General features: G+C 60.5%; 19 protein-coding genes. 5 read left to right on the forward strand and 14 right to left on the reverse strand.

Annotated features, from left to right (window positions below):
* Positions 1-94: 94 nt before the first annotated feature.
* Positions 95-1864, reverse strand: coding sequence for a flavin-containing monooxygenase (locus tag OKW28_RS01040; RefSeq protein WP_429443149.1), 1770 nt, complete (start codon positions 1862-1864; stop codon positions 95-97).
* Positions 1865-2274: 410 nt separating this feature from the next.
* Here OKW28_RS01040 and OKW28_RS01045 point away from each other — a divergent pair, with 410 nt between their 5' ends.
* Positions 2275-3003, forward strand: a complete 729-nt coding sequence (locus tag OKW28_RS01045) for a carboxymuconolactone decarboxylase family protein (protein ID WP_429443150.1) — start codon at positions 2275-2277, stop codon at positions 3001-3003.
* 154 nt (positions 3004-3157) lie between these two features.
* Here OKW28_RS01045 and OKW28_RS01050 read toward each other — a convergent pair whose 3' ends face one another.
* Genes OKW28_RS01050 through OKW28_RS01060 form a run of 3 tightly spaced genes read right to left on the reverse strand, consistent with a single transcriptional unit; the run spans position 3158 to position 6064 of the window.
* Entirely contained in the window at positions 3158-3907 is a 750-nt protein-coding gene (locus tag OKW28_RS01050) for a nitroreductase (RefSeq protein WP_429443152.1), read from the reverse strand.
* Positions 3908-3952: 45 nt separating this feature from the next.
* Positions 3953-5581: a tripartite tricarboxylate transporter permease gene (locus OKW28_RS01055; protein WP_429443153.1), complete on the reverse strand. Its 1629-nt coding sequence runs from the start codon at positions 5579-5581 to the stop codon at positions 3953-3955.
* A 3-nt stretch (positions 5582-5584) separates the two neighbouring features.
* Positions 5585-6064 (reverse strand): tripartite tricarboxylate transporter TctB family protein, encoded by a 480-nt coding sequence (locus OKW28_RS01060; protein WP_429443155.1) that lies wholly within the window; start codon positions 6062-6064, stop codon positions 5585-5587.
* A gap of 338 nt (positions 6065-6402) precedes the next feature.
* Between OKW28_RS01060 and OKW28_RS01065 the strand changes: the two genes are divergently transcribed.
* Together OKW28_RS01065 and OKW28_RS01070 are read left to right on the forward strand one after the other, a co-directional pair.
* A complete protein-coding gene (locus OKW28_RS01065; protein ID WP_429443157.1) occupies positions 6403-7221 on the forward strand; it encodes an SDR family NAD(P)-dependent oxidoreductase in 819 nt (272 codons plus the stop codon).
* 11 nt (positions 7222-7232) lie between these two features.
* Positions 7233-8186 (forward strand): zinc-binding dehydrogenase, encoded by a 954-nt coding sequence (locus OKW28_RS01070; protein WP_429443159.1) that lies wholly within the window; start codon positions 7233-7235, stop codon positions 8184-8186.
* Positions 8187-8288: 102 nt separating this feature from the next.
* On the opposite strand, the gene OKW28_RS01075 is transcribed toward OKW28_RS01070, so the two are convergent.
* From OKW28_RS01075 to OKW28_RS01095, 5 genes are all read right to left on the reverse strand, one after another.
* On the reverse strand, positions 8289-9263 hold the full coding sequence (locus OKW28_RS01075; RefSeq protein WP_166656295.1) for an Ldh family oxidoreductase: 975 nt from the start codon (positions 9261-9263) through the stop codon (positions 8289-8291).
* A 21-nt stretch (positions 9264-9284) separates the two neighbouring features.
* Positions 9285-10268, reverse strand: a complete 984-nt coding sequence (locus OKW28_RS01080) for a Bug family tripartite tricarboxylate transporter substrate binding protein (protein ID WP_429443161.1) — start codon at positions 10266-10268, stop codon at positions 9285-9287.
* Positions 10269-10373: 105 nt separating this feature from the next.
* A complete protein-coding gene (locus OKW28_RS01085; protein WP_131315425.1) occupies positions 10374-10955 on the reverse strand; it encodes a carboxymuconolactone decarboxylase family protein in 582 nt (193 codons plus the stop codon).
* Between the two features lie 560 nt (positions 10956-11515).
* Entirely contained in the window at positions 11516-12700 is a 1185-nt protein-coding gene (locus OKW28_RS01090; RefSeq protein ID WP_429443164.1) for a CaiB/BaiF CoA transferase family protein, read from the reverse strand.
* A gap of 16 nt (positions 12701-12716) precedes the next feature.
* Entirely contained in the window at positions 12717-13562 is an 846-nt protein-coding gene (locus tag OKW28_RS01095) for an enoyl-CoA hydratase/isomerase family protein (RefSeq protein ID WP_429443167.1), read from the reverse strand.
* Between the two features lie 336 nt (positions 13563-13898).
* Here OKW28_RS01095 and OKW28_RS01100 point away from each other — a divergent pair, with 336 nt between their 5' ends.
* Complete coding sequence (locus tag OKW28_RS01100; protein WP_429443270.1) at positions 13899-15179, forward strand: acetyl-CoA hydrolase/transferase family protein; 1281 nt, start codon at positions 13899-13901, stop codon at positions 15177-15179.
* 125 nt (positions 15180-15304) lie between these two features.
* Here OKW28_RS01100 and OKW28_RS01105 read toward each other — a convergent pair whose 3' ends face one another.
* Both OKW28_RS01105 and OKW28_RS01110 read right to left on the reverse strand, forming a co-directional pair.
* On the reverse strand, positions 15305-16054 hold the full coding sequence (locus OKW28_RS01105; RefSeq protein ID WP_429443273.1) for a nitroreductase: 750 nt from the start codon (positions 16052-16054) through the stop codon (positions 15305-15307).
* A 92-nt stretch (positions 16055-16146) separates the two neighbouring features.
* Positions 16147-17571 carry an MmgE/PrpD family protein gene (locus OKW28_RS01110; RefSeq protein ID WP_429443169.1) on the reverse strand — a complete coding sequence of 475 codons (1425 nt, stop codon included), beginning with the start codon at positions 17569-17571 and terminating at the stop codon, positions 16147-16149.
* Positions 17572-17937: 366 nt separating this feature from the next.
* Here OKW28_RS01110 and OKW28_RS01115 point away from each other — a divergent pair, with 366 nt between their 5' ends.
* Entirely contained in the window at positions 17938-19137 is a 1200-nt protein-coding gene (locus OKW28_RS01115; protein WP_429443171.1) for a multidrug effflux MFS transporter, read from the forward strand.
* A 71-nt stretch (positions 19138-19208) separates the two neighbouring features.
* On the opposite strand, the gene OKW28_RS01120 is transcribed toward OKW28_RS01115, so the two are convergent.
* The 3 genes from OKW28_RS01120 to OKW28_RS01130 are packed head-to-tail and all read right to left on the reverse strand — an operon-like array spanning position 19209 to position 21657.
* On the reverse strand, positions 19209-19928 hold the full coding sequence (locus tag OKW28_RS01120) for an ABC transporter ATP-binding protein (protein ID WP_429443174.1): 720 nt from the start codon (positions 19926-19928) through the stop codon (positions 19209-19211).
* A complete protein-coding gene (locus tag OKW28_RS01125) occupies positions 19925-20767 on the reverse strand; it encodes an ABC transporter ATP-binding protein (RefSeq protein WP_429443176.1) in 843 nt (280 codons plus the stop codon). Before OKW28_RS01125 ends, OKW28_RS01120 begins: the two co-directional genes overlap by 4 nt.
* A complete protein-coding gene (locus tag OKW28_RS01130; RefSeq protein WP_429443178.1) occupies positions 20764-21657 on the reverse strand; it encodes a branched-chain amino acid ABC transporter permease in 894 nt (297 codons plus the stop codon). The genes OKW28_RS01125 and OKW28_RS01130 overlap by 4 nt, the downstream gene beginning before the upstream one ends.

Here is a 21657-nt window from a genome sequence, read left to right on the forward strand (position 1 = left end):
GTATCCTCTTTTTGAGTCTATAAGCGATCAGGGCGGCGATTCCTAAGAGCGCCTCGCCGCTGTGCACGAACTCCTGCGCCAGTGCGACCGCGGCTCAGGCAATGAGCCCGATTTCGCGGGCCTTGATTTGCAAGGCGACGTAATGTGAGTAAATGCGTGCCTGCGATAACCCGCTGCCGAGAAACCATAGCCCCTTTTGCGCTGTGGGCCTGTACATGTTGTTGAGTTCGCCGTCCTTCGCGATTCCCCAAATGGGGCCGATTCTCTCGGCCACCGCGGCACCCAGCAGTTCCCTTACCACGCTCTGCTGGCTCTGATAGCCCGTGGCGGTTACCAACAGGTCCGCCTTCTCCACGCGCCCGTCCTTCATCAGCGCACCATCCTCGACAAAGCGTTCGATGTCCTCGAAGTGAAGCAGGCCGACCTGACCATTGACAATCAATTCCGAGCAGCCGCAGTTCAGATAGTAGCCACCGTGCGTACGCCGAACCTTCATCATGTACCCGGTTCCGTCCTCGCAAAAATCCAGCTTGAAGCCCCGAGCGCGCAGCCCGTCCAGCAACGGCTTGTCCAATTCCTGCTGCCGCTTCGTCACGGCTTGCGCGTTTCGCACTGCGATCGGGTACGTAGCGGACAACGCAAGCAGGTCGCAATCCTCGATAGGCAAGCCGTCATCGTAGTACGTGGTATAGGTCACGCATGCCGCATCAAGGCTCGTCACTGCGATCGCACCACGCTGGATCAGCTTGACGTTCGCGCCGTGGCCGTGCAGGTCCTGCGCGATGTCGTGGCCGCTCGTGCCTGCGCCCAGCACCAGCGCATTCCTTCCGCGCCAAGCGGCCCCGTCCTTGTAGTCATGTGTGTGCAGAACCTCACCCTTGAAGTCCTCGAGCCCTGCCAACTTGGGCCGCTTGGGCGCACCAACGATGCCGTTGGCAAACACGATATGCCTGGGCCGAAGCACACGCTCGGACCCGTCGGCACGACGCACCTTCGCACGCCAATGGCCAGCTGCCTCATCGTATTCCCCGCCCACAAACGTCGTGCTTGTCCAAACATTGCATTCCATCGCCCATGCGTAGTTCTCGATCCAATTGGCCAGCATGTCCTTCGCAAGGTACTTCGGCCAGGTTGGAGGAAACGGCATGTATGCCATGTGGTTTAGCGCTACCTGATTGTGCAGCGCTAACGAGTGATACCGTTGGCGCCACACGTCTCCTACTCGAGGCAGCTTCTCCACGCATAGCACGTCCACACCAATCATCCGGAGCCGCGCCGCTGTGGACAGGCCGGTCTGGCCGGCGCCAATGATCAGTACGGCCGGCTCGCGATCTTCGAAAGCTTGCTCTTTTGCACGACGCTCCGCCCAATTCTGGCTGCCGAACTGGCGCGAGTATTCCGCACCCGATGGACGCCGCTCGCCCACCGCCGGCTCATGGCCCTTGAGTTCCTGCAGCGACGTCATGAAAATCCACGCCCTCTCAGGGTCGCATTCCAACAACCGCACGACGCCGCTACCACGGCCGTCGGCTGTCTCGAAAGTAAAAATAGCCTCAGTCACCGGAATCCCGATACGCTTGACGCGGCGGGGCGGCGTACGTTTTTCGGCGATCTCGAACCGATGCGCCTGGATTTGGTGCTGTCTGCTTATCAGCTCATTAACGATGCTCTCGCGCCCCTGATGCGGCGTGATGTTCCAGGTGAACGACAGCAAATCGCGCCAGTGGGATTCGTCGGCAAAAAGCTGACCCAATGCATCCCGGTTCAGCGACTTCAGCGCCTGCTCGAAACGGGACAGCCACCTTTGAACCAGGTCTGCCTCACTATCCACACTTTCGGCAATGCTAGAGATAGCTTCTTCCATAACGTCCGTTCCTTGTTTGTGCTTGGCAAAGCAACCTTTCCAGGTTTGCCCCTGTGAACAAATTGTAGTAGCGGTGCTAGCCGCCCGCCATCTGCGGACGCGGTTAGGACTCTTGCTCAGGCCGCAAAAATCATTGGCCCGCGCACATCTATCGCGGCACGACGCGACAATGCCTACTCCGATTTTCTGTCTGGCGCAAATGAGCTTCGCTTAAGAAACGCTGGATGCCCCTTCAGTCCCACGCCTATTCTTTTTTATAAGCATGCGTAGTCCGGGGTCCCCGCCATTTTCACGTCCTGCGGCATGGATTGATCGCGATACCTTCAAAGCGGGAGGCGACCTGTGTTGCTACGGACATATTCGTTCTATCAATAGTCAGCTCGCCGGTGCAACCGACGCAAGGAGACGATGTGCATTACGAACTTGATCAACTCGACAGCACCTTCGATGACCCGCGCGTGCCGGAACATCTGCGGCTGACGGCCACAACGTCATTCGAAGCCGCCTCCCAACTTTGGCGCGCCGTTATTGGTGACGAGCACCTTTCACCGAGAATGAAGGAACTCGTGCTGCTTGCGCTGCATGCATCAGCGACGGCTCTGAACGAGAAGGCTATTAGGCGGCACGTCGGACGGGCTAGGGCGGCAGGCGCATCCGAGCGGGACGTGTTGGACGTCCTGCTGTCTATCGTCGGTTTGAGTAATCATGCGCTGTACTTCGCCGTGCCGATCCTCATCGAGGAACTGCGAGCGACGCGCGGGCAGGATGCCGCCGATCTGCCAGCTGCGCGCTCTGATATCGAAGAAATACGACAGGACTTCGTGAAGACGCGCGGATTCTGGAACGAACAGCGCGATGCTATCGCGCGGCTGCTTCCGGATTACTTCAAGGCGCTGTCGGGACTATCGACCGAGCCGTGGAAGCATGGTTCGCTGACGCCCAAAGAGCGAGAATTGATCTACGTTGCCATCGACTCTTCCGTGACTCATATGTATGGCGCGGGCCTTGCCCTTCATATACGTCATGCGCTGCAGCACGGCGCCACGCGGGAAGAGCTCCTCGCGATCTTTCAATTGGTCGCGCTAACGGGCCTCGAAACCTTCATCCTCGGTACGGAAGCCTTGTTCTACAAAAGTTGACGAACCGCGCGGCCACCTACGACCAGTCGCTGCGTCGTACGGTGTCCAGCTGCCGCCGCCGTGGCGTCTGCGCCAGAATCTGCCTATAAAAGACACTGGCGCAACGCCGAGCGCATCGCGCCGGAAACCGCGCATTTTTGGCGCACCGCGATGGTCATTCCACCCATGCTACGACGTCGTCGATCGGCGCCCTCGACGTGCGGAAACCGTTGGCCGCGTGCTCCGTGTCTTCGAATCCGAAGGAGATGCCGCAGATGATGCGATTCTCGGCGCCAATGTCGAGGTGCTTGCGCAGGATATCAGGCCATGAGGCCAGTGCAGCTTGTGCGATTGCACTGACGCCTACCGCGGTGGCTGCCAACAGGAAGTTGGACACCCAGGCGCCGCAATCCATGACGCCGTGAGTGCCGAGGGAGTCGTCACTGCACACGATCGCCAGATGCGGAGCACCAAATAACCTGAAATTCTCTCTCCCCTGTCTCGCCGCGGCTTCGCGATCGCCTTTCTGCACGCCGGTGGCATGATAAAGGGCCCAGCCGCTTTCGCGCCTGCGCGTCTGATGAACGCCGCGATATTCGCGCGGCCAATCGAGTTCGGGTGATGGGGCGAGGTTCGCTGAGGCGCGGGCAATCAGATCGCTTCGAAGGCTTTCGAGCGGTTCGCCGCTCATCACGTGCACCTGCCAAGGTTGGGCATTACACCAGGATGCAGTGCGCTGCGCCGTCTCCAGAATTCGCCGGATGACGTCTCGCGACACTGGCCGCGGCAGAAAGGCTCGGCAGCTGTGGCGCCGCCGCAGCAATTCGTCCAGGCAAGTGAAATCTGCGGTGACTGTATCGGTACAAAGAGAAGCCATCTTTTGTCCCTCGCTTTCCATTGCCGCTGCGGCGGCGTTGATGAGCAAATATGAACGATGAATGTAGGGTCGGCAGCAGGCAAATGCGTGGACTCACGTGTCGGACAGGCGGCGGCTCGCCGTTTGCGCGGCGGGAACGCTGATCGGCTCAGCGCCGCCCTGAGCTAACGGTTCCGACTGATGGGCCTGGCCCGTCTGCGCGGCAGCGCTCACTCGTCTTTGAATCACCGCACGCCGAAGGCCGAAGCAGAGCTGAGCCAGCAGCAACAAGGCGCAAAGCGTGATCAGCACGGCGCTGATCGGATGTTCGACAAAGATCATCATGTCACCGCGTGACAGCAGCAGTGCCCGGCGAAAGTTCTCTTCGAATGGTCGCCCGAGCACGAAGCCGAGCAGGATCGGCGCGACGGGAAAGTCAAGTGCGAGAAGGACCGCGCCGACTACGCCGAAGAAGAGCGCCTCGCCAACCTCGAAAAGCGAGTTATTCGTGGAGTACACCCCTATGGCAATAAAGCCCATCGCCAACGGCAAAAGGTAGCGGTAAGGCACCTTCAGCATTCTGACCCAGATGCCGATCATCGGTAGGTTCATGATCATCAGCAACACATTGCCAATCCAGAAGCTTGCGATCAAGCCCCAGAAGATGTCCGGGTGTTCCCTGATCATTTGGGGGCCCGGCTGAACGCCTTGAATCAGTAGCGCGCCAAGAATGAGCGCCATCACCGCGTCGCCCGGAATGCCGAGACTCATCGTCGGGATGAAATCGACCTGCGTCTTGGAATGGGATGCGGCTTCCGGAGCTGCAACGCCCTCAAGTGCGCCATGACCGAAGCGACCGGGCTTGCGAGATACCTTGCGCTCGAATGCATATGCTACGAACGACGCTACCGTCGGACCGGTCCCCGGCATTGCGCCGAAGACCGTACCTACCAACGTTCCGCGGATCGTTGGCCAGAATGCCTGCTTGATGTCCGTCCTGCTCGGCAGCATATCCCTGAAGCCGACGTCCATCTTCTTGTTGCTGGACGTGACCGCGTGCATGCGGTTGATACTGACGAGGAAATCAGCCACACCGAAAAGGCCAAGCGCTAGCGCAACGAGTTCGATCTTGTCGGAGAGCTCCAGAAATCCAAACGTGAACCGTTGCACGCCGCTGGTAACATCCGTGCCGACGATGCCGAGGAGCAATCCCACGGTGGTCATGGCAACGCCCTTGAGCGGTGAGCCGCGAGCCATCGTCGAGCCTGCCAGCAGGCCGAGCAGCATGATCGAGAAGATTTCCGCAGGTCCGAATTTGAAGGCGATTCGTACTAGCAGCGGCGAAGCGATGATCATCACGACGATGCCGAACGATGCGGCGAAGAACGATGCAAACATCGCGACGCCCAGCGCGGTTCCGCCTCTTCCAGCCCTGGCCATCGGGTACCCGTCGAGGCAGGTTACCGCATGCGGCGGGTGCGATGGCAGGTTCAGCAGGATCGCGCCTATCGCGCCGCCATACATCGATCCGTAGAAGATCCCGGCCAGCATCAGGACGGCGGGTACCGGATGCATGGAATAGGTGATCGGCAGGAGCATCGAGATGGCCGTCAGTGCGCCGAGCCCCGGTAAAACACCTATCAAGTTGCCTATCAGAACACCGACGAACGACCACCAAAGGTTGTGAGGTTGCAGCGCAATCTCGAAGCCGTACCAGAGGTTTGTGAGCGAATCGGTCAGCATGGCTCAGGCACCTCCCCACGTAAACAGCGGAAAGGACATTCGCAGCACGCCCCATATCACGACCACCGCAAATACCAGCATGATCGCCATGAGCAGCACGCCGTCCTTCGGCTTGTTGTCGCGGTCACCCATCGCCGCGATAAAAACGACCGCGGCGCAGGCGGGCAACAAGCCCCCATAACGGCCCAGAATGACGAATGCGATCAACGCACCAACGATGCACGCCCAGCCTCGCCACTCTGGCGGCAACGTCTTCGAATTAACCACAGCTGCAGGCGCATGCTCGAGCCAAGCCGCAACGGCTATGGCCGTGCCGGCAAGCATCAATAAGGCCCCCAACGCGATCGGGAAAAAGCCCGGCCCCATTTGCCGCAGCGTTCCGACACTGTATGTCGCGCCCATGACAGCTGCGCTCGCACCAATCAGTATCATCAAGCCGCCACCAAGATAGTCCTTCGGTAGCGAAACCAATGGATTCGGCATTCGTCCTTCCTCCAATTGCCAGACAGCTTCCGAACCCGTGATCGCCGATCACCCTCGAACATAAAGGCAGCTCGCGAACAGGACTCAGTCGTGCCTTGTCTCCGATATTTACTATGTGAACTCTGGTAGCCGGATGATCGTGCAAGAGTAGTGTATGACTCACTCGGCGCCCGATCTATGCGCCCGGCCGGCAAGCAGTTTTGCGCGCGGCGGCAAGACATTCGGAGAGCCTGCCGTACCCGCTCATCTTTGCGAGCGCGAGCAAGCAGCTTCGCACACTCGTGCGTTGACTTTGCTGATGGCGCACTCCTAAGCTCGTCCGAGCCACTGGAGAAATCATGACCAACAAAACTGCTGTTGTCACAGGCGGCGCGTCCGGGATCGGGCGGCGCACTGTCGAACGCCTGATTGCCGAAGACTGGACCGTATGGTCCCTGGACGTTTGTGGACATGCACTGGACCAGTATGCGCCATTGCAGACTTCGGGAAACCGACTGCGTCACCTCCAATGCGACGTGGCCGACGTCGAGAGCATCCGGTCCGCATTCGAGACCATCCGCCGCCAAACGGCGAAACTCGACGCCCTGATCTGTTCCGCTGGCGTGATCCGCGTCGGAGCGCTCGAAGAGCACACGCCAGAAGATGTGGATCTGCTGCTCGGCGTGAACGTCAAGGGTCCATGGTTGACAGTGCGCGAAGCGCTTCCGCTTTTGCGCGAGCGGTCAAGTGTTGTCCATCCAGCGCGCGTGGTGATGGTCGGCTCCTGTGCCGGCATCCGGCCCAAGCCTGGTTCGGGCTTCTACGCGGCGACGAAGGCAGCACTCCATTTGCTCACCCGCGTGCTTGCCGTCGAGTTGGGACCCTCCGGCGTTGTCGTCAACGCCGTCGCGCCCGGAACCGTGGCAACGCCGATGCTGGAGGGCGCAGCCAAAACCGATGTCACTTCGTTGTACAAGCCGACCGGTGAATCGCCGCTAGGCCGCATCGCCGAACCGGACGACATCGCCGATGTCATCCTGTTCTTCCTTAGCGATGCGGCTCGGTACGTTAACGGGACGGTGCTCCCTGTCGACGGCGGGACGCGCGCCGCCTTCTATACCGGCAATGCCACCAAGCGGCGGGTGGCAGCTAGATCCCTCGATGAGACTCCACAATGACAGGACCCGTCATGAAAGCGATACTTGCAACGCCCGCCGGTGCACAGCCCGGCGACACCCCGGTGCCGTGCCCTGAGCCCGACCAGATCCTCGTGCGTGTCGGCGCGGCAAGTCTGAACCGCGCCGATCTTTCAGGCGTAGCAGCGAAAGATGGCAAGGTGATTGGCATGGAGTGGGCCGGCGAAATCGCCGGGGTAGGATCTGCCGTGACCGAATGGAGACCTGGCGACCGCGTGATGTGCACAGGGACCGGCGCATACGCGGAATACGCCGTCACGGATCGGGGCCGCGCCATGCGTATCCCGGACGGCATCGCTTTCGAGGAGGCAACGGTCCTCATGCTCGCGTGCCAGACCATGCACAACGCAATCGTTACTGCAGGCCGCATGCAACGCGGCGAGATACTCATGATCCACGGTGCCAGCTCCGGTGTCGGCCTCATGGGCATGCAGATCGGGAAACTTCTCGGAGCAGGCGCTGTGATCGGCACTTCGACGAACAGCGTAAGGCGTAGCCGGCTCCAGGAATTCGGCGCGGATTATGCGCTGGATGCGTCCGCGCCCGACTGGGTAGAGAAAATCCTTGACGCAACTGCCGGAAAGGGCGTGGATGTCATAGTGGACCAGGTGAGCGGACCAGCCTTCAACCAGACCATGAAGACCTGCGCCAAGCTTGGTCGCATCGTCAATGTCGGCCGGCTCGGAGGCAGTGAGGGTGTTGTTGATTTCAATTGGCATGCGCTGCGTCGCATCTCATACATGGGAGTCACTTTCCGTACGCGGTCAGTAGATGAGATTCGCGACCTCACGGCACTGATGGCACGTGACTTGTCGGCCGCCATTGCCGATCGCAGATTGCGGCTGCCGATCGATCGCGTGTTCCCCCTCGAGCAGGCCGCCGCGGCCCTTGACCGTATGAGCTCGAACGCCCATTTCGGCAAGATCGTCCTGTCCGTCCCCGCCTGACTCCTGCCTCCATTGCGTAGGCACGAATCCTGAGCAAAAATGCCGTCCAGCGTTTTTGCTGGACGGCATGACAGTCTCCGATGGCCCTCGCGATTCGCGAGTTTACTCCTCCGTAAGGCGGCGGTAGATCTCGTCTTCGATCTCGATCCATCCACGCGCGCGCCCTTCGGCCAGGCGCGCATCGGTTGCGCTTCCAGGCACCCTCACGGGACCGCCGCCCTCGATGGGACGGGAGCCTTCGATGGACGAACGCAAGACGCCGATGCGCTGCTTGAATTCGTCGAGCGGCATCAAGAGTTCCGGGTTGATCGTCATGAAAAGATACCCCCACTTACCCGCCTCACCTACGATGGGATCGCTACCTGCAAGAATGCCGAGTGCCTGCACAATCAGTGAGACGCTAAAACCGCGCGCACCGCCCCAACCGAGAATAGCACCTGCGAGCGCCGCAGCAGGGTCCGTGGTCCGCCGCCCTTGCGGATCAACAGCGCAGTCAGGCGGAAGCGGCTTGCCGAGTTGCCCGTGATAAATGACGTCGCCCCACATGAGCTGGGAGGTGGCGAAGTCGATCACAAGTGGCGAGGGGTCACCGGGAAATGCAAACGCGATCGGGTTCGTTCCCAGCAAACTGTCGGCGCCGCCATGTGGCGCGACTCGAGCCGTCGAGTTCGCGGCATGGATCGAGATGAAGCCCTCGTTTGCGGGAGGCTCGACGTAATAGCGAAGCAGGCCGGAGAACCAACTGTTGTTCACGCCCACAATGCCGACGCCGCTCGCCTTGGCAAGTGCCATGGCCTTCTTCATCGCCATGACAGATGTGACATAGCCGTTGACATTCGCCCCGTCGATCAGCGCGGATTTATCTGTCTCCTTCACGGTCCGGATTGTGCCGCCCGTTCCGGTCTTGCGCAGCCGTTCGGCCATGGGAATCAGCCTCGGCAGGCCGGCGTACGCATGTCCGGCAAGCATTGCGTAGATGAGGTGGTCCGCGACCATTCGTGCGTGTTCCTCGGACATGCCGCGCCGCACGAGGAAGGCGACCGCCACCCCGTGGGCTTCGGTGGTATTGATCTTCACTGGGTTCTCCTTCAGAGACAGTTACTGAGGCTTGAAATGGATACTCGCAAGAAAATCGCGCCATTGCTTTGTTTCTGTTTCGATCTCCTGCGCAAAAAGCTGTGGGTTGGACTTGGGTATGAAGCCGGAGAAAGTCGATTCGATGCGATTTTTTATATCCGGTGCCGTTGACGCCGCGTAGATGTCCGCGGCGATGCGGTCGAGCACGCTTGACGGCGTGCCCTTTGGCGCGAACACACCATTCCAGAGGACCGGGTAAAACCCCCTGTACCCGGCTTCACGCACCGTCTGGACACTCGGCAACTCGGGGAAGCGTTCCTCGCCGAACGCCGCGATGGGGTAGATGCTGCCGTCGGCGATATGTCCCTTCAGCGCAGCAGGCGTGTTCTCGAGTACCTGCACCTCGTTGCGAATCAGTGCGAGCATGATGGGCATCGTGCCGTTGTAATTCACCTCGGAATACTTCACGCCGAGCCCCCTGAAAACAAACCCGGCGCTCATATTGAAAGCGGTCCCTGGCCCTGTGCCACCGTAGAAAATTCCGCCTGGTGCAGATTCGCTGAGCGTGGCAAGTTCGTGGAGGTTTTTTGCCTTGGCATATGTAACGGCATTCGTGGCAAGCACCATCTTGAACTTGAGGTACTTGAGCACGGGCGCGAGTTCGACCTGGGGATCGAAGTGCACGTTCGCGTTGGTCAGCTTGGCCATGCTGGTGCTAAGGCTTCCGAGCAGTAACGTGTGACCGTCAGGCTTCGAACGCATGACATAGGCAACGCCGATCATGGTGCTCGCCCCTGGCATGTTCTGCACGATCACCGGCTGCTTCCACAGCGCCGAAAGCTTCGGCGCGATCATCCGTGCCCAAAGGTCTGCCGTATTGCCAGGCTCATAGGGAACGATCAACGTCACCTGCCTGCCTGGAAACTCGCTCGCCGCCGCGAGACCCGGTGTGAGTCCGCCGGCCAACAAGCCAGCGAGCGCGAGGCACGCGTCACGGCGGGTCATGCGCGAAGATCTCATGAATGTCTCCCTACGTATTTGGAATGTTCGTCCCGGCTTGAGCCGGGATCTGCACGTGGCCCGGATGGGTCCGCGCTACCGCCAGCCATCTCAACTGCCGGTCTTCGTCTCCAGATAGTCCGGATCCTCCAATTCCGGCGCCACGCTGCTCGGCAGGCCGAGTTCGAATGTGTTGAGCGTGAACGATGCCAGGCAGTAGTAGCCCAGAATTGCGACAAGCTCCGCCATCCCGCGCTCGCCGAGCTGCTCGATGCCGCGTGCGTAAAGCTGCTCAGGCACCCGGCTCGTCGAGAGGAGCGTCGAAGAGACCTCGTAGACAGAGCGCATTCGGTCTTCGCTGATGGCTGGCGCGCGACGCGCCGCGATGGCCTCGACAACCTGCGGGTCGAGTCCCGATTTCAGCGCTATTGCCTTATGCGCGTTCCATTGCACGTGCGCAGTCCAATGCCGGGCGCACACGAGAATGGCGAGCTCACTGAGCCGCGGCTCGAGCGTTGTTTGATAGCGAAGCAGCTCACCCAGCTTCTGCACGCGTCTTGCGAGCTCCGGGTTTCGCAACCAGGCAATCATCGGAGCGGGCACTTTGCCGCGTGGCCCACTTATCACTTCTGCACAAACAGCTGCCTGTTCAGGGGTCATGGCCTCTTCCGCTGGCATTTCCAGTCGTGGCATAAAATTACTCCTTTCGATTGACTACCAAACGGCGCCCATGCGGTCCATCGGAATCAGCCCGTTGCGCTTTGCCACCGGTTCTTCACCACCAGCAGCGCCACACTGCTTCACCAAGTGGTGCTCCACCAGCGGCGTATGCATCATGCCGACCACTACCGTGTTCGCATCTGATTACCTGCACCGATATGGAGAATTCTAGGAAGTGACCGAGTGCTTGCATACGGAGTTGGGCGACAAGGATCCTTGCCCGTGAAGCAAAGACCTCCTCGCGTCGAACGTTCCGCGAAGGCACGCGCCAAGGGCCATCCTTATCGGCGATCGATCTGCGGTGCCCCACAAGGACGGTAGATCCAAGGCGGTCGTCATACGCTTAGCCCGCTCTTTAAACGGGCGCGTAATCCGACAACAAGAGGTGGGAGGAGATGGTGCTTTGTAGTGGACTGAGCCAAGCGCTCACAGATGGGCGGGAATGCCTTTAGTATGTGGCCACGGGAAGACGGTCATCGGCGCCAAACGCGCGTGCCGCTCCCCATGTCGATGTTCGTGGTGCAATTGCCGCCTCAGGCAACACCAAGTTCGCGAAGCGCGGCAATTTCCGGCATCGTGTAGCCGGCTTCGAGCAAGATTTCTTCGGTGTGCTCGCCAATCATAGGAGGCCGCGATTCGACCGTGGGGGACGTACGCGACAATCTTGCCGGTGAGAGTACGACCGGAGCCGAACGGGAAAGACCGGGATAGTCGATCCAGTCGAACGCACGCGACGCACGAATCACCGGGTCTTCCAGTGCTTCACGCGGGGAATAGACGGGGCCCGACGGAATCTTGGCCTTTTCGAGTTCAGCCAACGCTTGCTCGCGCGAGCGGGACGCACACCATTGCACCATCATCTGGCTCAGCAGTTCCCCGTTCTGCCCGCGCAGCAGGTCATCGCTGAAGCGCGGATCCTCGAGCAGTTCCTGGGCGCCGATCATCTTCGACCATCGCTTGAACAAAGACTGCCCAATAACCTGAACGATGATCCATCCATCCGTGACTCGAAAGATATCCGATGGACCGTATATTGGGCTCCGATTACCGGTCGCTTGCCGGTTGACACCAAGGACCGATTCCTCGATCAGCACACCGCTTGCAAACGTCAGAGCTGTATGCAGTAGAGAGGCCTCGACGACCTGCCCACGCCCGCTATTGCGACGCTCATATAAGGCCATGACCGTGCCCAGCGCACATGACAATGCGGTAGCAAAATCAACGACTGGCACCATCGACTTTACCGGATTGTCCGGCGTGCCTGACATGTAGACTGCCCCGCTCATTGCTTGGCCGACACCATCAAAGCCGAGCCGGTGGACAGCGTCGGCATGAGTCCCGAATGCAGAGGAAGCCGTCAGTATGATGTCGGGCTTGAGTGCGCTCAGTGACTCATAGTCGAGGCCCAGATTCGTCATGGTCGCCGGCGGCATATTCGCGATAACGACGTCCGCAGTGCCGACGAGCCGTCGAACCACCTCACGCCCCTCGGGGCGATCGATATCAAGCGTCAGCGATCGCTTATTTCGGTTGCATTGCAAGAATAGCGCACCCTCGCCTGTTTCCGTCACCGGCATGACGAACCGGTCTTCGCTCCCGCCTACCCGATCGATGCGAATCACGTCGGCGCCGAAGTCGGCGAGCAATGCAGCGCAGAACGGACCCGCGATGTACCGACCAAAATCAAGGACACGGATTCCTTCGAGAACCTTCGGCATATTTCAATATTCCTGTCTATGAATTGGCGGTCGGCGAAACAGGCGTCGCCGTGGGGAACTCGGGTGGCCGCTTCTCGCGAAAGGACAAGACGCCCTCCCGCACCTCCGGACCGCCAAAACCGAACATCTCGAGTGCAAGCGATGCGTCGAAGATCGGCCCCGCCTGGCGAAGCCAGTTGTTAAAGGCATATTTCGTCCAGCGAATCGCCGTGGGCGCGCCGTTTGCGAGGCGCGTGGCGATCGATAGTGCCTTGTCCTGCAGTTCGTCGTCCTCGACGGCAATCGAGACGAGCCCCATCTGCTCTGCCTTTTCCCCGCTCACCGGCTCACAAAGCAGTAAGTGATACTTCGCTTTCGCGAGGCCGCAGAGCAACGGCCAGACGATGGCGGCATGATCACCGGCGGCCACACCCAGCCTCGTGTGTCCGTCAACAAGACGCGCCGAACGAGCGGCGACGGAAATATCGGCAAGCAACGCGGCAACCAGGCCGGCGCCCACTGCCGAACCGTGGATGGCGGACACAATCGGTTTTGAGCAGTTGATCATGTTGTAGACGAGTTCTTTCGCCTCACGCCACACTCGCACGCGGGCATCGAACGACTCGATCATCTGCTCGACCACGTCGAAATCGCCGCCAGCAGAGAATGCTCGCCCTGCCCCACAAAGCAGGATGGCGCTGACGTCGGGGTCTGCATCAGCGTCGCGCCATACGCGAGCGAGTTCATCGTGTCCGCGCGCATCCAGCGCATTCAATTTATCTGGGCGATTCAAGGTGATACGCAGCACACCACGTGCCGGGCGATCGAACGCCAGGCTCGAGTACGATGTATAGGCCTCCAGGCTTGTCTGTTGATCCGACATGGTCCTCTCCCTACTTCGATTTAACTGACGGGGTAGCCTGATGCAGGCGTCTACCGGCGGCGATCGCGCCGACATTTAACGAGGCCGATCGACCGAGTAGTCCTGATGACATCAATGCGCCCCGTGCGCCGGATGTAAGCGTCATGCAACATGACGGCTCCGACAGCCATTCTGAGAGCCCCCCATCCATCGCGTCAACGCGATCGCAGCCACGTTCCGTACGTCGAAAATGGTGCTTCCCGATTGGTGGCCGAATCCGAACTTCGCCGCCGCAGAAGTGTTGGTTCGAAATTGATCATTTGGCGCGGCGTCGCACGCGAACTACATTGGCTGGCAATGGAACCCGCCAAAACCGCCGTGAACCTGCACCGCTCCCTCCCAGACCTGAGCGCAACAATCCGTCCCGGCGACACCCTGCTGTGGGGGCAAGCGCACGCCGAACCGGTAACGCTCATTCGCGCGCTCGTCGAGCAACGACGAGCGTTGGGGCGGCTGCGTTTGTTTCTCGGCATCGGGGCAGCAGACATTCTGCAGCCAGCGCATGCCGACAGCTTCGACTTCCTTGCGTATTGCGGGACGGGCGCAAACCGCAAGCTTGCACAGGCTGGCGTGCTCGATATCCTCCCCGTCCACTACTCGCAACTGCCGCGGCTGATTCGCAGTGGCGAATTGCACGCCGATGTCGTATTTGTTCAGGTTTCCCCACCGGATGGCTTGGGGCGTTACAGCTTGGGACTCGCACGGGAGTATCTCGTCGAGGCTGTCCGGCATGCGAGGAGCATCATCGGCGAGATACATCCGGATGTCCCGTGGACGTACGGTGGACCCTATCTGCGCGAGCAAGACTTCGCCCAACTCGTAGAGTCGACTTCGCCACTGCCTTCGTCTGCGCGACCGCTGCCGGGCCGCGTCGAAGCGGAGATTGGAAGGCATGTCGCCAGCCTCGTTGAAGACGGCGCCACGCTGCAGACCGGTATCGGGACGATTCCGGACGCCGTGCTCGCAAATCTGAAAAATCATCGTGAACTCGGCGTGCATTCGGGCAGCATCGGCGAAGGGTTTGCTCAGCTATGCGAAGCCGGCGTCGTGACCAATGCTTGCAAAAGCATCGACGCGGGTCTAACGATCGGGGGCGTGCTGATCGGCGGAGCCGCCTTGCACCGCTTCGCCCACCGTAATCCCTCTCTCGAACTGCGGGGAACGGAATATACGCACGATCAGGCAGTGTTGGCCAGCATAGAACGCTTCGTCGCCATCAACTCGGCCATCGAGGTAGATCTCACCGGTCAAATCAATGCGGAAGTCGCGGGTACGACCTACGTGGGTGGCGTCGGCGGCATTGGGGATTTCCTGCGCGCCGCGCAACGCAACCGCGGCGGCGTGCCTATCGTCGCACTGCCTTCGACCGCCGGGACGCGAAGCCGTGTCGTTGCGTCGCTGTCAGGCCCGGTAACCGTGGCTCGCAGCGACGCCTGCGTGATCGTGACCGAGCATGGAATTGCCGACCTGCGCGGTTTGTCGATCGCCCAGCGCATTCCACGCATGATCGCCATCGCCGATCCTCTACACCGTGACGCGTTAGAGCGTGAGGCTCGCATGCTCATGAACTGCGCGTGAAAAACGGGCAGCGCGGACGCGTAGCCGGGCGATAGACGGTTCGGCGATGCCCGGCAAACCGCAACGACCGTCGCGAACACGGCAAAGATGGCGCAGAGCACAACGCCGCGCCCCCTGGTTCGCTCCTAATCCAGCCAGCGCGAAAAGACGCTCGGATCCTCCCGCTGAGGACGGTACTCGTTCACGGCCGCATTGACGTCTGCGTAGCCAAGCGAAAGCGCGCAGACCAGCCGCTCGTCGATCGCACCGAGGTGCGGCAGGACAATTGACGAGAATGGATTCCATGCCGCCTGCACGCAAGTGTGCAGCCCCTCCCCGCGCGCGGCGATCATCACGCTCTGCACGAACATCGCGGTATCCATAAGTGCGCCTTGGGCCATCACCTTTTCATTGGTGAAGAAGAGGCCGACGGGTGCGTCGAAGAACTTGTAGTTCCGCTGGTGTTGAGCGTGCATTCTGTCCCGGTCGCCCTTCCCGATACCCAGCGCGCCGTAGAGCCCCCAACCTGTCGCACGCCGCCGCTCGATGTACGGTGACGTCCATTCAGACGGATAGTAGGGGTAGTCTTCCTGGTAAACCGAAGCGAGCGACGGATCGTCGCGTAGCGCGTCGTGGGCGGCGCACACTTTGCTTACGAGTGCATCGCGGCTCGCACCTCGCACGACGTAGGCTTTCCACGGCTGAGTATTGGAACCCGATGGCGACCAACTGCAAGCGCGCAAGATGCGCTCAATAGTCTCCCGCTCCACTGGCTCCGGCAAGAACGCACGGCAGCAAAAGCGCGTTTCGATCGCCGTATAGACGCTTTGCGGGTCCTCCACGACGGCCCTCACATCGGGGACCTTGCCTCGGCCTTGCAAATCGCGGCCCATCATGTGATTCATGTTCACATTCATGCTTATCCATTCTGGAATGGCAGCCTGCGTGGCCGCGACATATTCGCAGCCGCGAAAGCATGACCGGATTATCAAACCGGCTGGGAGGCGGTGCTCAGCGAACGAACCGCTGCAGAAAATTCGCTAACCTCGATGTTTTCGAGGTTCTGCACCAGTTCCCAGAACCGGCGTACCTCCGCTTCGCTCGGCGGGTGCGCCGATAGCGCGGCACAGTCGATGAACTTGTGCACGAGCAGTTCTTCTGAGATTGGGAAATCGGGGTGGCCAATGGCATGGCGGACAGTATGCCGGTAGCATTCACCGCTGCGCAGGTACACAGCCACATCGCCGCCTTCGATTGTGCCGTCATGGGAGCGCTCGTCATCTGCCTCCCACGTAATTCGCTCGGCAAGTTCCAGTATGCGCGGATCGCGCATACCCTCCTCCGAGAACGCCCCGAGCCGCACGCTTCCATGATGGAGCGCCACAGCAGAACAGAACGGGAGGCTGCAAAGCGCATCGATCCTGAGCGTGGGCTGGCGCCGCTGCGCGGCAGGTTCGCAGAATCGCAGGTTGGTCGCTCCAACACGCAAGACGACCTTTTCGATCGCTTGTGGATCGACGCCGTGCTGGTCGCGAACTTCGACGAGTGCCTGCAATGTTGCATGCGTCTCGCGAGCTGAGGGCCAAGCCTTGATTGTGATCCCTTCCGTCTTGTAGACTTGACCTAGCCTGTCGAGCAAGCGTGCGCGGTCGTATTCGCCGCGGAAAAAAGCGCCAAAGAAGCCGAATCGACCGTCAAGCGCGTCCGGGTCTCCGCGTAGACCAGCCTCAGCCATGAATGCCGCGGTGACGCCGTTACGCGCGGAGAAACCATCCCGAAGACCACGCACATCCGACCCCGGGCCGTAAAGGCATTGCAACGTGCTGCCTGTCTGGTGAAGTGTCAAGCCGTAGGCGGATTGCAACTGATCGGCGTTGAATCCCAGCGCCCTCGCCGCGGCCGACGTCGCGCCCCAGATCGCGACGATTGCCGGCCATAGCCAAACGTAGTCATAGAGCGATCCCTTTACTGCCAGGCCGACGCGGCATATGACCTCGTTGCCAAGAAGTACCGAGGAGATCAGTTCTCGCCCACTGGTTCCGGGTCGTTCCTCCGCCACGGCCAGCGCGGCGGCGAGGGTAGTCCCAGTGAGATGCGCCACGGCTTCATCGTGTGCGTCATCGAAATCATATTGATGTGCCATCGATGCGTTGGCGAACGCTGCGTGGGGAGCCGGCAGGCGCATCGGATGCCCGATAACAGTCCCGCTCGGCGTGCCGCCCCATTGCGCGAGCATGTGCACGATATGTTGCGCGTTGGCATGCGGACCACCGCCCGCGAGCATCACACCTACCGTGTCGAAGATGGATCGCTTGGTGCTCTTCAGTGCGGCAGGCGGCAAATCCTCGAACCGCGTGCTGGCCACATAGTCCGCGAGAATCCGGCTGGCATCAGGCGTCGGCGTGCTTGTCATTTAAATCCTCGGTTACGGATGAATGGATGGGGATTACCTACGATCATTGCCGCATAAATGTCGCAATAAGAGGAAAATTGGCACTCACTTTTTAACGCTGGGCTACGCTTCGGTGCAACAAATGGCATCACCCATTAGAGCAATCGTAGGCGCTCGGACATCCGGGGCCAATTTGAGAATGACGAATCCGCAATTCGCTGGCTGCGAACGGCGGGCGCCAAAACATAAAGTAATCCGTCATAGAGCCTATTGCTCCAGAGTACGGAACAGGTCGCACCGCCCGGTTGACTCCGGGACCCCACACCGCAATTCTCAACGGTGGCTTCCTATCGAAGTACAAGCCGGGTGCAACGAAAAAGGACTGCAATGAGTTCGGAGTGCGTCGATTCAATTCCAAGGATAGCGCCGCCCTTCTGGGTGCTGGTACTGATCGCGTTGGGTGGAACCATGGCCATGCACATGTTCGTGCCCGCGTTGCCAGATGCCGCTCAGTCGCTTCACGCGCAAGCGGGCCAGATGCAGATGGCTATCAGCATCTATATCATCGGGCTGGCCGTAGGCCAGCTCATATACGGGCCATTATCGGATTCGTTCGGCCGCCGTCCGCTGCTGATGATCGGGCTCACCGTGTACGTCGTGGGCGGACTGATCATCGCGCTCGCCCCGAATCTCTCGTGCCTCCTTTTTGGACGCCTGGTGCAAGCCCTTGGCAGCTGCGCCGGCGTGGCGCTGGGCCGCGCGATTGTCCGCGATACGTCAGACGGCGGCTCGTCAGTATCGCAACTTGCACTGCTCAATCTAATGGTCGTCATGAGTCCCGGCTTCGCTCCCATGATCGGGGGTTTCGTCGCCGGGGCGTGGGGATGGCGCATCATGTTCGCCCTGCTGTCGCTTACTGGGGCGTTCACGCTTGGGGTTGCGTGGAAACTATTACCCGAAACGCGCCGTGCCGCGCACCGAACCGATGCGGCAAATCTTGTGGCCGATTACCGCGCACTGCTCGGGTCCGCCAGATTTTTGGGGTTCGCCGTCGGTAACGGCCTCGCAACGTTTTCGATCTATGCGTTTCTGTCGGCAGCACCGTTCATTCTTGTCAACGAATTACATCTTCCGTTGCATCTGGTCGGGATTTACATGGGGCTCATGATCGCCGGGATGGCGATCGGCAACCTCATCACAGTCAAGCTGGCAAAACGCGTATGCCCCGTGTCCTTGATGCGCGTGGGTTGTACAATCAGTTTTGTCTGTGCCTTCACGCTCCTTTGTATCCTGCTGCTTGGCCGGCTCGATGTGCGGACTGTGGTTTGCGGCATCGTCCTCTTCACCTGCGGCTCTGGCATGGTGAATCCCGTCGCGCTCGCGAATGCGCTGAGCGTCAATGACCGGTTAATTGGCTCAGCAGCAGGATTGTGCGGCTGCATCCAATATGCGGTGGGTGCGGTGTGTACTACTGTCGCAGCACTTGGCCCGAGCCCCGCGTTTTCAGCGCTATTGGTCCTCGTCATCGCGACGGCGACTGCGCAATTTGCCTTTTTCCTCGCACTCGCAAAACGGCCTGCTCGATAGCAGGAACGACGGTTCGTACCTGAAAGCCCAGAGCGACGGGAATGCCGGTTAGCGATTCCCCCCCGCGCACATCATGTCGCTGCGCCAAGATACGCCTCCTGTATGACGCTGCTGTCCCGCAGTTCCGTGGCGGTGCCGCACAGTGCACAGCGGCCGGATTCGATCACATATCCACGCTGGGCCACTTGCAACGCTATGCTTGCATTCTGCTCGACCAGCAGAATTGTCATGCCGGCAGATCGCAGTTCCTCGATAGTACGGAAGATCGCAGCCACGATGAGTGGGGCTACGCCGAACGACGGCTCATCCAGAATCAGCATGCTAGGGCGGCTCATCAACGCACGTGCAATCACGAGTTGCTTCTGCTCGCCACCGCTCAGCGTGGTCGCCGTCTGTGAGCGGCGAGCACCAAGCACGGGAAACTGGTCCATCAGTTGCCGCATATGGTCGCGCACATCGGAATCGCGGCGTCTGACATACGCCCCGAGCAGCAGGTTCTCCTCGACCGTCAACGACGGCAGGAGCCCACGCCCCTCGGGCACGAGCGCAATCCCCGCTTCCACGCGCTCATGCGTGGGTGCCTTCGTGATATCGCGATGCGCGAAGACAATGCGCCCGGATCTCGGTCGAACCGCGCCGGCAATCGCCTTCATCAAGGTCGACTTTCCTGCGCCATTCGGTCCGATCAGGCAGACGGACTCGCCGGCATGAACTTCTAAGCTGATTCCGTGAATGACGTCTGCGCGACCGTAGCCGCAATGGAGGTCATCCACCTCGAGAAGCGTCGTCATCGCGCACCCTCCTTCGGGCTGCCGAGATAGGCTTCGTGAACGAGCGGATCAGCCTGCACCTGCGCCGGGGTGCCGCTCGCAAGGAGCGATCCGAAATTCAGCACCCAGACATGCTCGGCAATGGACATGAGCAAGGTCATATCGTGTTCCACTATGACGAGGTGGCACCCGGTTTCCGCAACGATACGCAGCAGAAGGTCACCGAGACGCGCCTTCTCCACAGCATTCAGACCCGCAGCCGGCTCATCGAGCAGCAATACCGCCGGCTCAGAACTAAGGGCGCGTGCAATTTCGACCATCCGGCTTTCCCAGAGCGTGAGCTGCGAGGGAAGACGCCTGCGCATGGCGACCGCGAGGCCTACACGATCAAGCGCTCCGTGTGCTCGCTCGCGGCTTTCGGCTGACTCCCACCATTCCGGCAACAGCTTCCCTCGGGTGCGTTCTTGCTGACCGCGCACGGACCGCGCAGCGAGCAAGACGTTCTGCTCGATATTGAGATGCTCGAAGAGCCGGACGCCCTGAAAAGTGCGCGAGAGCCCACGCCGGTATATATCGTCCTGGCGCAGGCCAGTGATGTCGTTTCCTTGCAGGAGGACGCGTCCCTGGTTCGGGCGCACCACGCCTGTCAACGCGTTGAACAGTGTCGTCTTGCCGGCCCCGTTCGGCCCGATGATGGCGTCGATGCCGCGATCGGCAGGAATGTCGATCGAGACGTTAGACAATGCTTTCACGCCGCCGAATGCGACGCTAACCTTATCGATCGAGAGCAAGGAGCGGCTAGCCATGCAAGTCACCGACGTATCGAGCGGAATGGATGGCGTCAATGCAGAAGTCGTCATCGGGGTTCCCCTCTCGTGTGAAGCCGCCTGTATATCCCTGATGCAACTCGTTCGACAACAGACGAGAGTGACGCGATCGCGCCGTGCGTCAGCAACCCTCCTGGACGTATGATCAGCAACAACAGCGTCGCGCCGGCTGTGAAAAGCAGTCGGAATTGACCGAGTTCGCGAAGGAGTTCCGGTATCGCCGCGAGCAACAGCGTACCGGCCAGTGCACCCCAGAAACGATCAAGACCGCCAAAGACGATCGGCAACTGAATCGCTATCAGCAACGCAAACCCGAAATCGTCCGGACGCATGAACAGCACGTAGTGCGCGTAAAGGCCGCCCGCGAGCCCGCCCAAGCCGCCACCCAGTGCGAAGACCGTGAGCTTGGTCGCAACGACCGGAATACCAAGCTGAGGCACTATGAATTCGTCATCCGCAATCGCCGTCTTCAGTCTTCCGAGCCGAGTCCGATCGAGCACGCAGAACCCTGCTACGATCAGGGCGAGAATGCCGGCGGACTGTGCCAGCGTCGTGTTCGGTGGGATCTGCGCGAAGCCGAGCGTCGCACCGACCGCTTCTGTGTTGTTCAAAATGATGCGCAGTGACTCCGCGAAACTAAGACTGAAGACGGCGTAGGCAAATCCGCTCAGCCGGACGCGCGTCGCCAGCGAGTCGACGACGAGCGCGCCGACGGCGGCCATCCCCGCCCCGCCCGCCAGCGCAAGCTCGAACGTGACGTGGTAATCGCGAGTCAGGAGAGCGCTCGTATACGCACCGATCGACATATACCCGGCGATGCCAAGATCGAGCTGCTTCATCGAGAGCGGCAAGTAGTGGCCAAGCGCGGCAATGCACAGGATGCACTGGAGCGTGACGAAAGCCTCGAAGGCGGAAGCGGCCAT

The organism is Paraburkholderia sp. 40 (assembly GCF_050434105.1).
Classification (GTDB): Bacteria; Pseudomonadota; Gammaproteobacteria; order Burkholderiales; family Burkholderiaceae; genus Paraburkholderia; species Paraburkholderia tuberum.

Coding starts and splice junctions, on each gene's coding strand:
- OKW28_RS01130 (WP_429443178.1), bottom strand. CDS start 21,657: ATGGCCGCTTCCGCCTTCGAGGCTTTCGTCACGCTCCAGTGCATCCTG.
- OKW28_RS01060 (WP_429443155.1), bottom strand. CDS start 6,064: ATGCCGAATCCATTGGTTTCGCTACCGAAGGACTATCTTGGTGGCGGC.
- OKW28_RS01105 (WP_429443273.1), bottom strand. CDS start 16,054: ATGATGGGCCGCGATTTGCAAGGCCGAGGCAAGGTCCCCGATGTGAGG.
- OKW28_RS01120 (WP_429443174.1), bottom strand. CDS start 19,928: ATGACGACGCTTCTCGAGGTGGATGACCTCCATTGCGGCTACGGTCGC.
- OKW28_RS01095 (WP_429443167.1), bottom strand. CDS start 13,562: ATGTCGGATCAACAGACAAGCCTGGAGGCCTATACATCGTACTCGAGC.
- OKW28_RS01055 (WP_429443153.1), bottom strand. CDS start 5,581: ATGCTGACCGATTCGCTCACAAACCTCTGGTACGGCTTCGAGATTGCG.
- OKW28_RS01125 (WP_429443176.1), bottom strand. CDS start 20,767: ATGACGACTTCTGCATTGACGCCATCCATTCCGCTCGATACGTCGGTG.
- OKW28_RS01080 (WP_429443161.1), bottom strand. CDS start 10,268: ATGACCCGCCGTGACGCGTGCCTCGCGCTCGCTGGCTTGTTGGCCGGC.
- OKW28_RS01065 (WP_429443157.1), top strand. CDS start 6,403: ATGACCAACAAAACTGCTGTTGTCACAGGCGGCGCGTCCGGGATCGGG.
- OKW28_RS01115 (WP_429443171.1), top strand. CDS start 17,938: ATGAGTTCGGAGTGCGTCGATTCAATTCCAAGGATAGCGCCGCCCTTC.
- OKW28_RS01090 (WP_429443164.1), bottom strand. CDS start 12,700: ATGCCGAAGGTTCTCGAAGGAATCCGTGTCCTTGATTTTGGTCGGTAC.
- OKW28_RS01110 (WP_429443169.1), bottom strand. CDS start 17,571: ATGACAAGCACGCCGACGCCTGATGCCAGCCGGATTCTCGCGGACTAT.
- OKW28_RS01070 (WP_429443159.1), top strand. CDS start 7,233: ATGAAAGCGATACTTGCAACGCCCGCCGGTGCACAGCCCGGCGACACC.
- OKW28_RS01040 (WP_429443149.1), bottom strand. CDS start 1,864: ATGGAAGAAGCTATCTCTAGCATTGCCGAAAGTGTGGATAGTGAGGCA.
- OKW28_RS01100 (WP_429443270.1), top strand. CDS start 13,899: ATGGAACCCGCCAAAACCGCCGTGAACCTGCACCGCTCCCTCCCAGAC.
- OKW28_RS01085 (WP_131315425.1), bottom strand. CDS start 10,955: ATGCCACGACTGGAAATGCCAGCGGAAGAGGCCATGACCCCTGAACAG.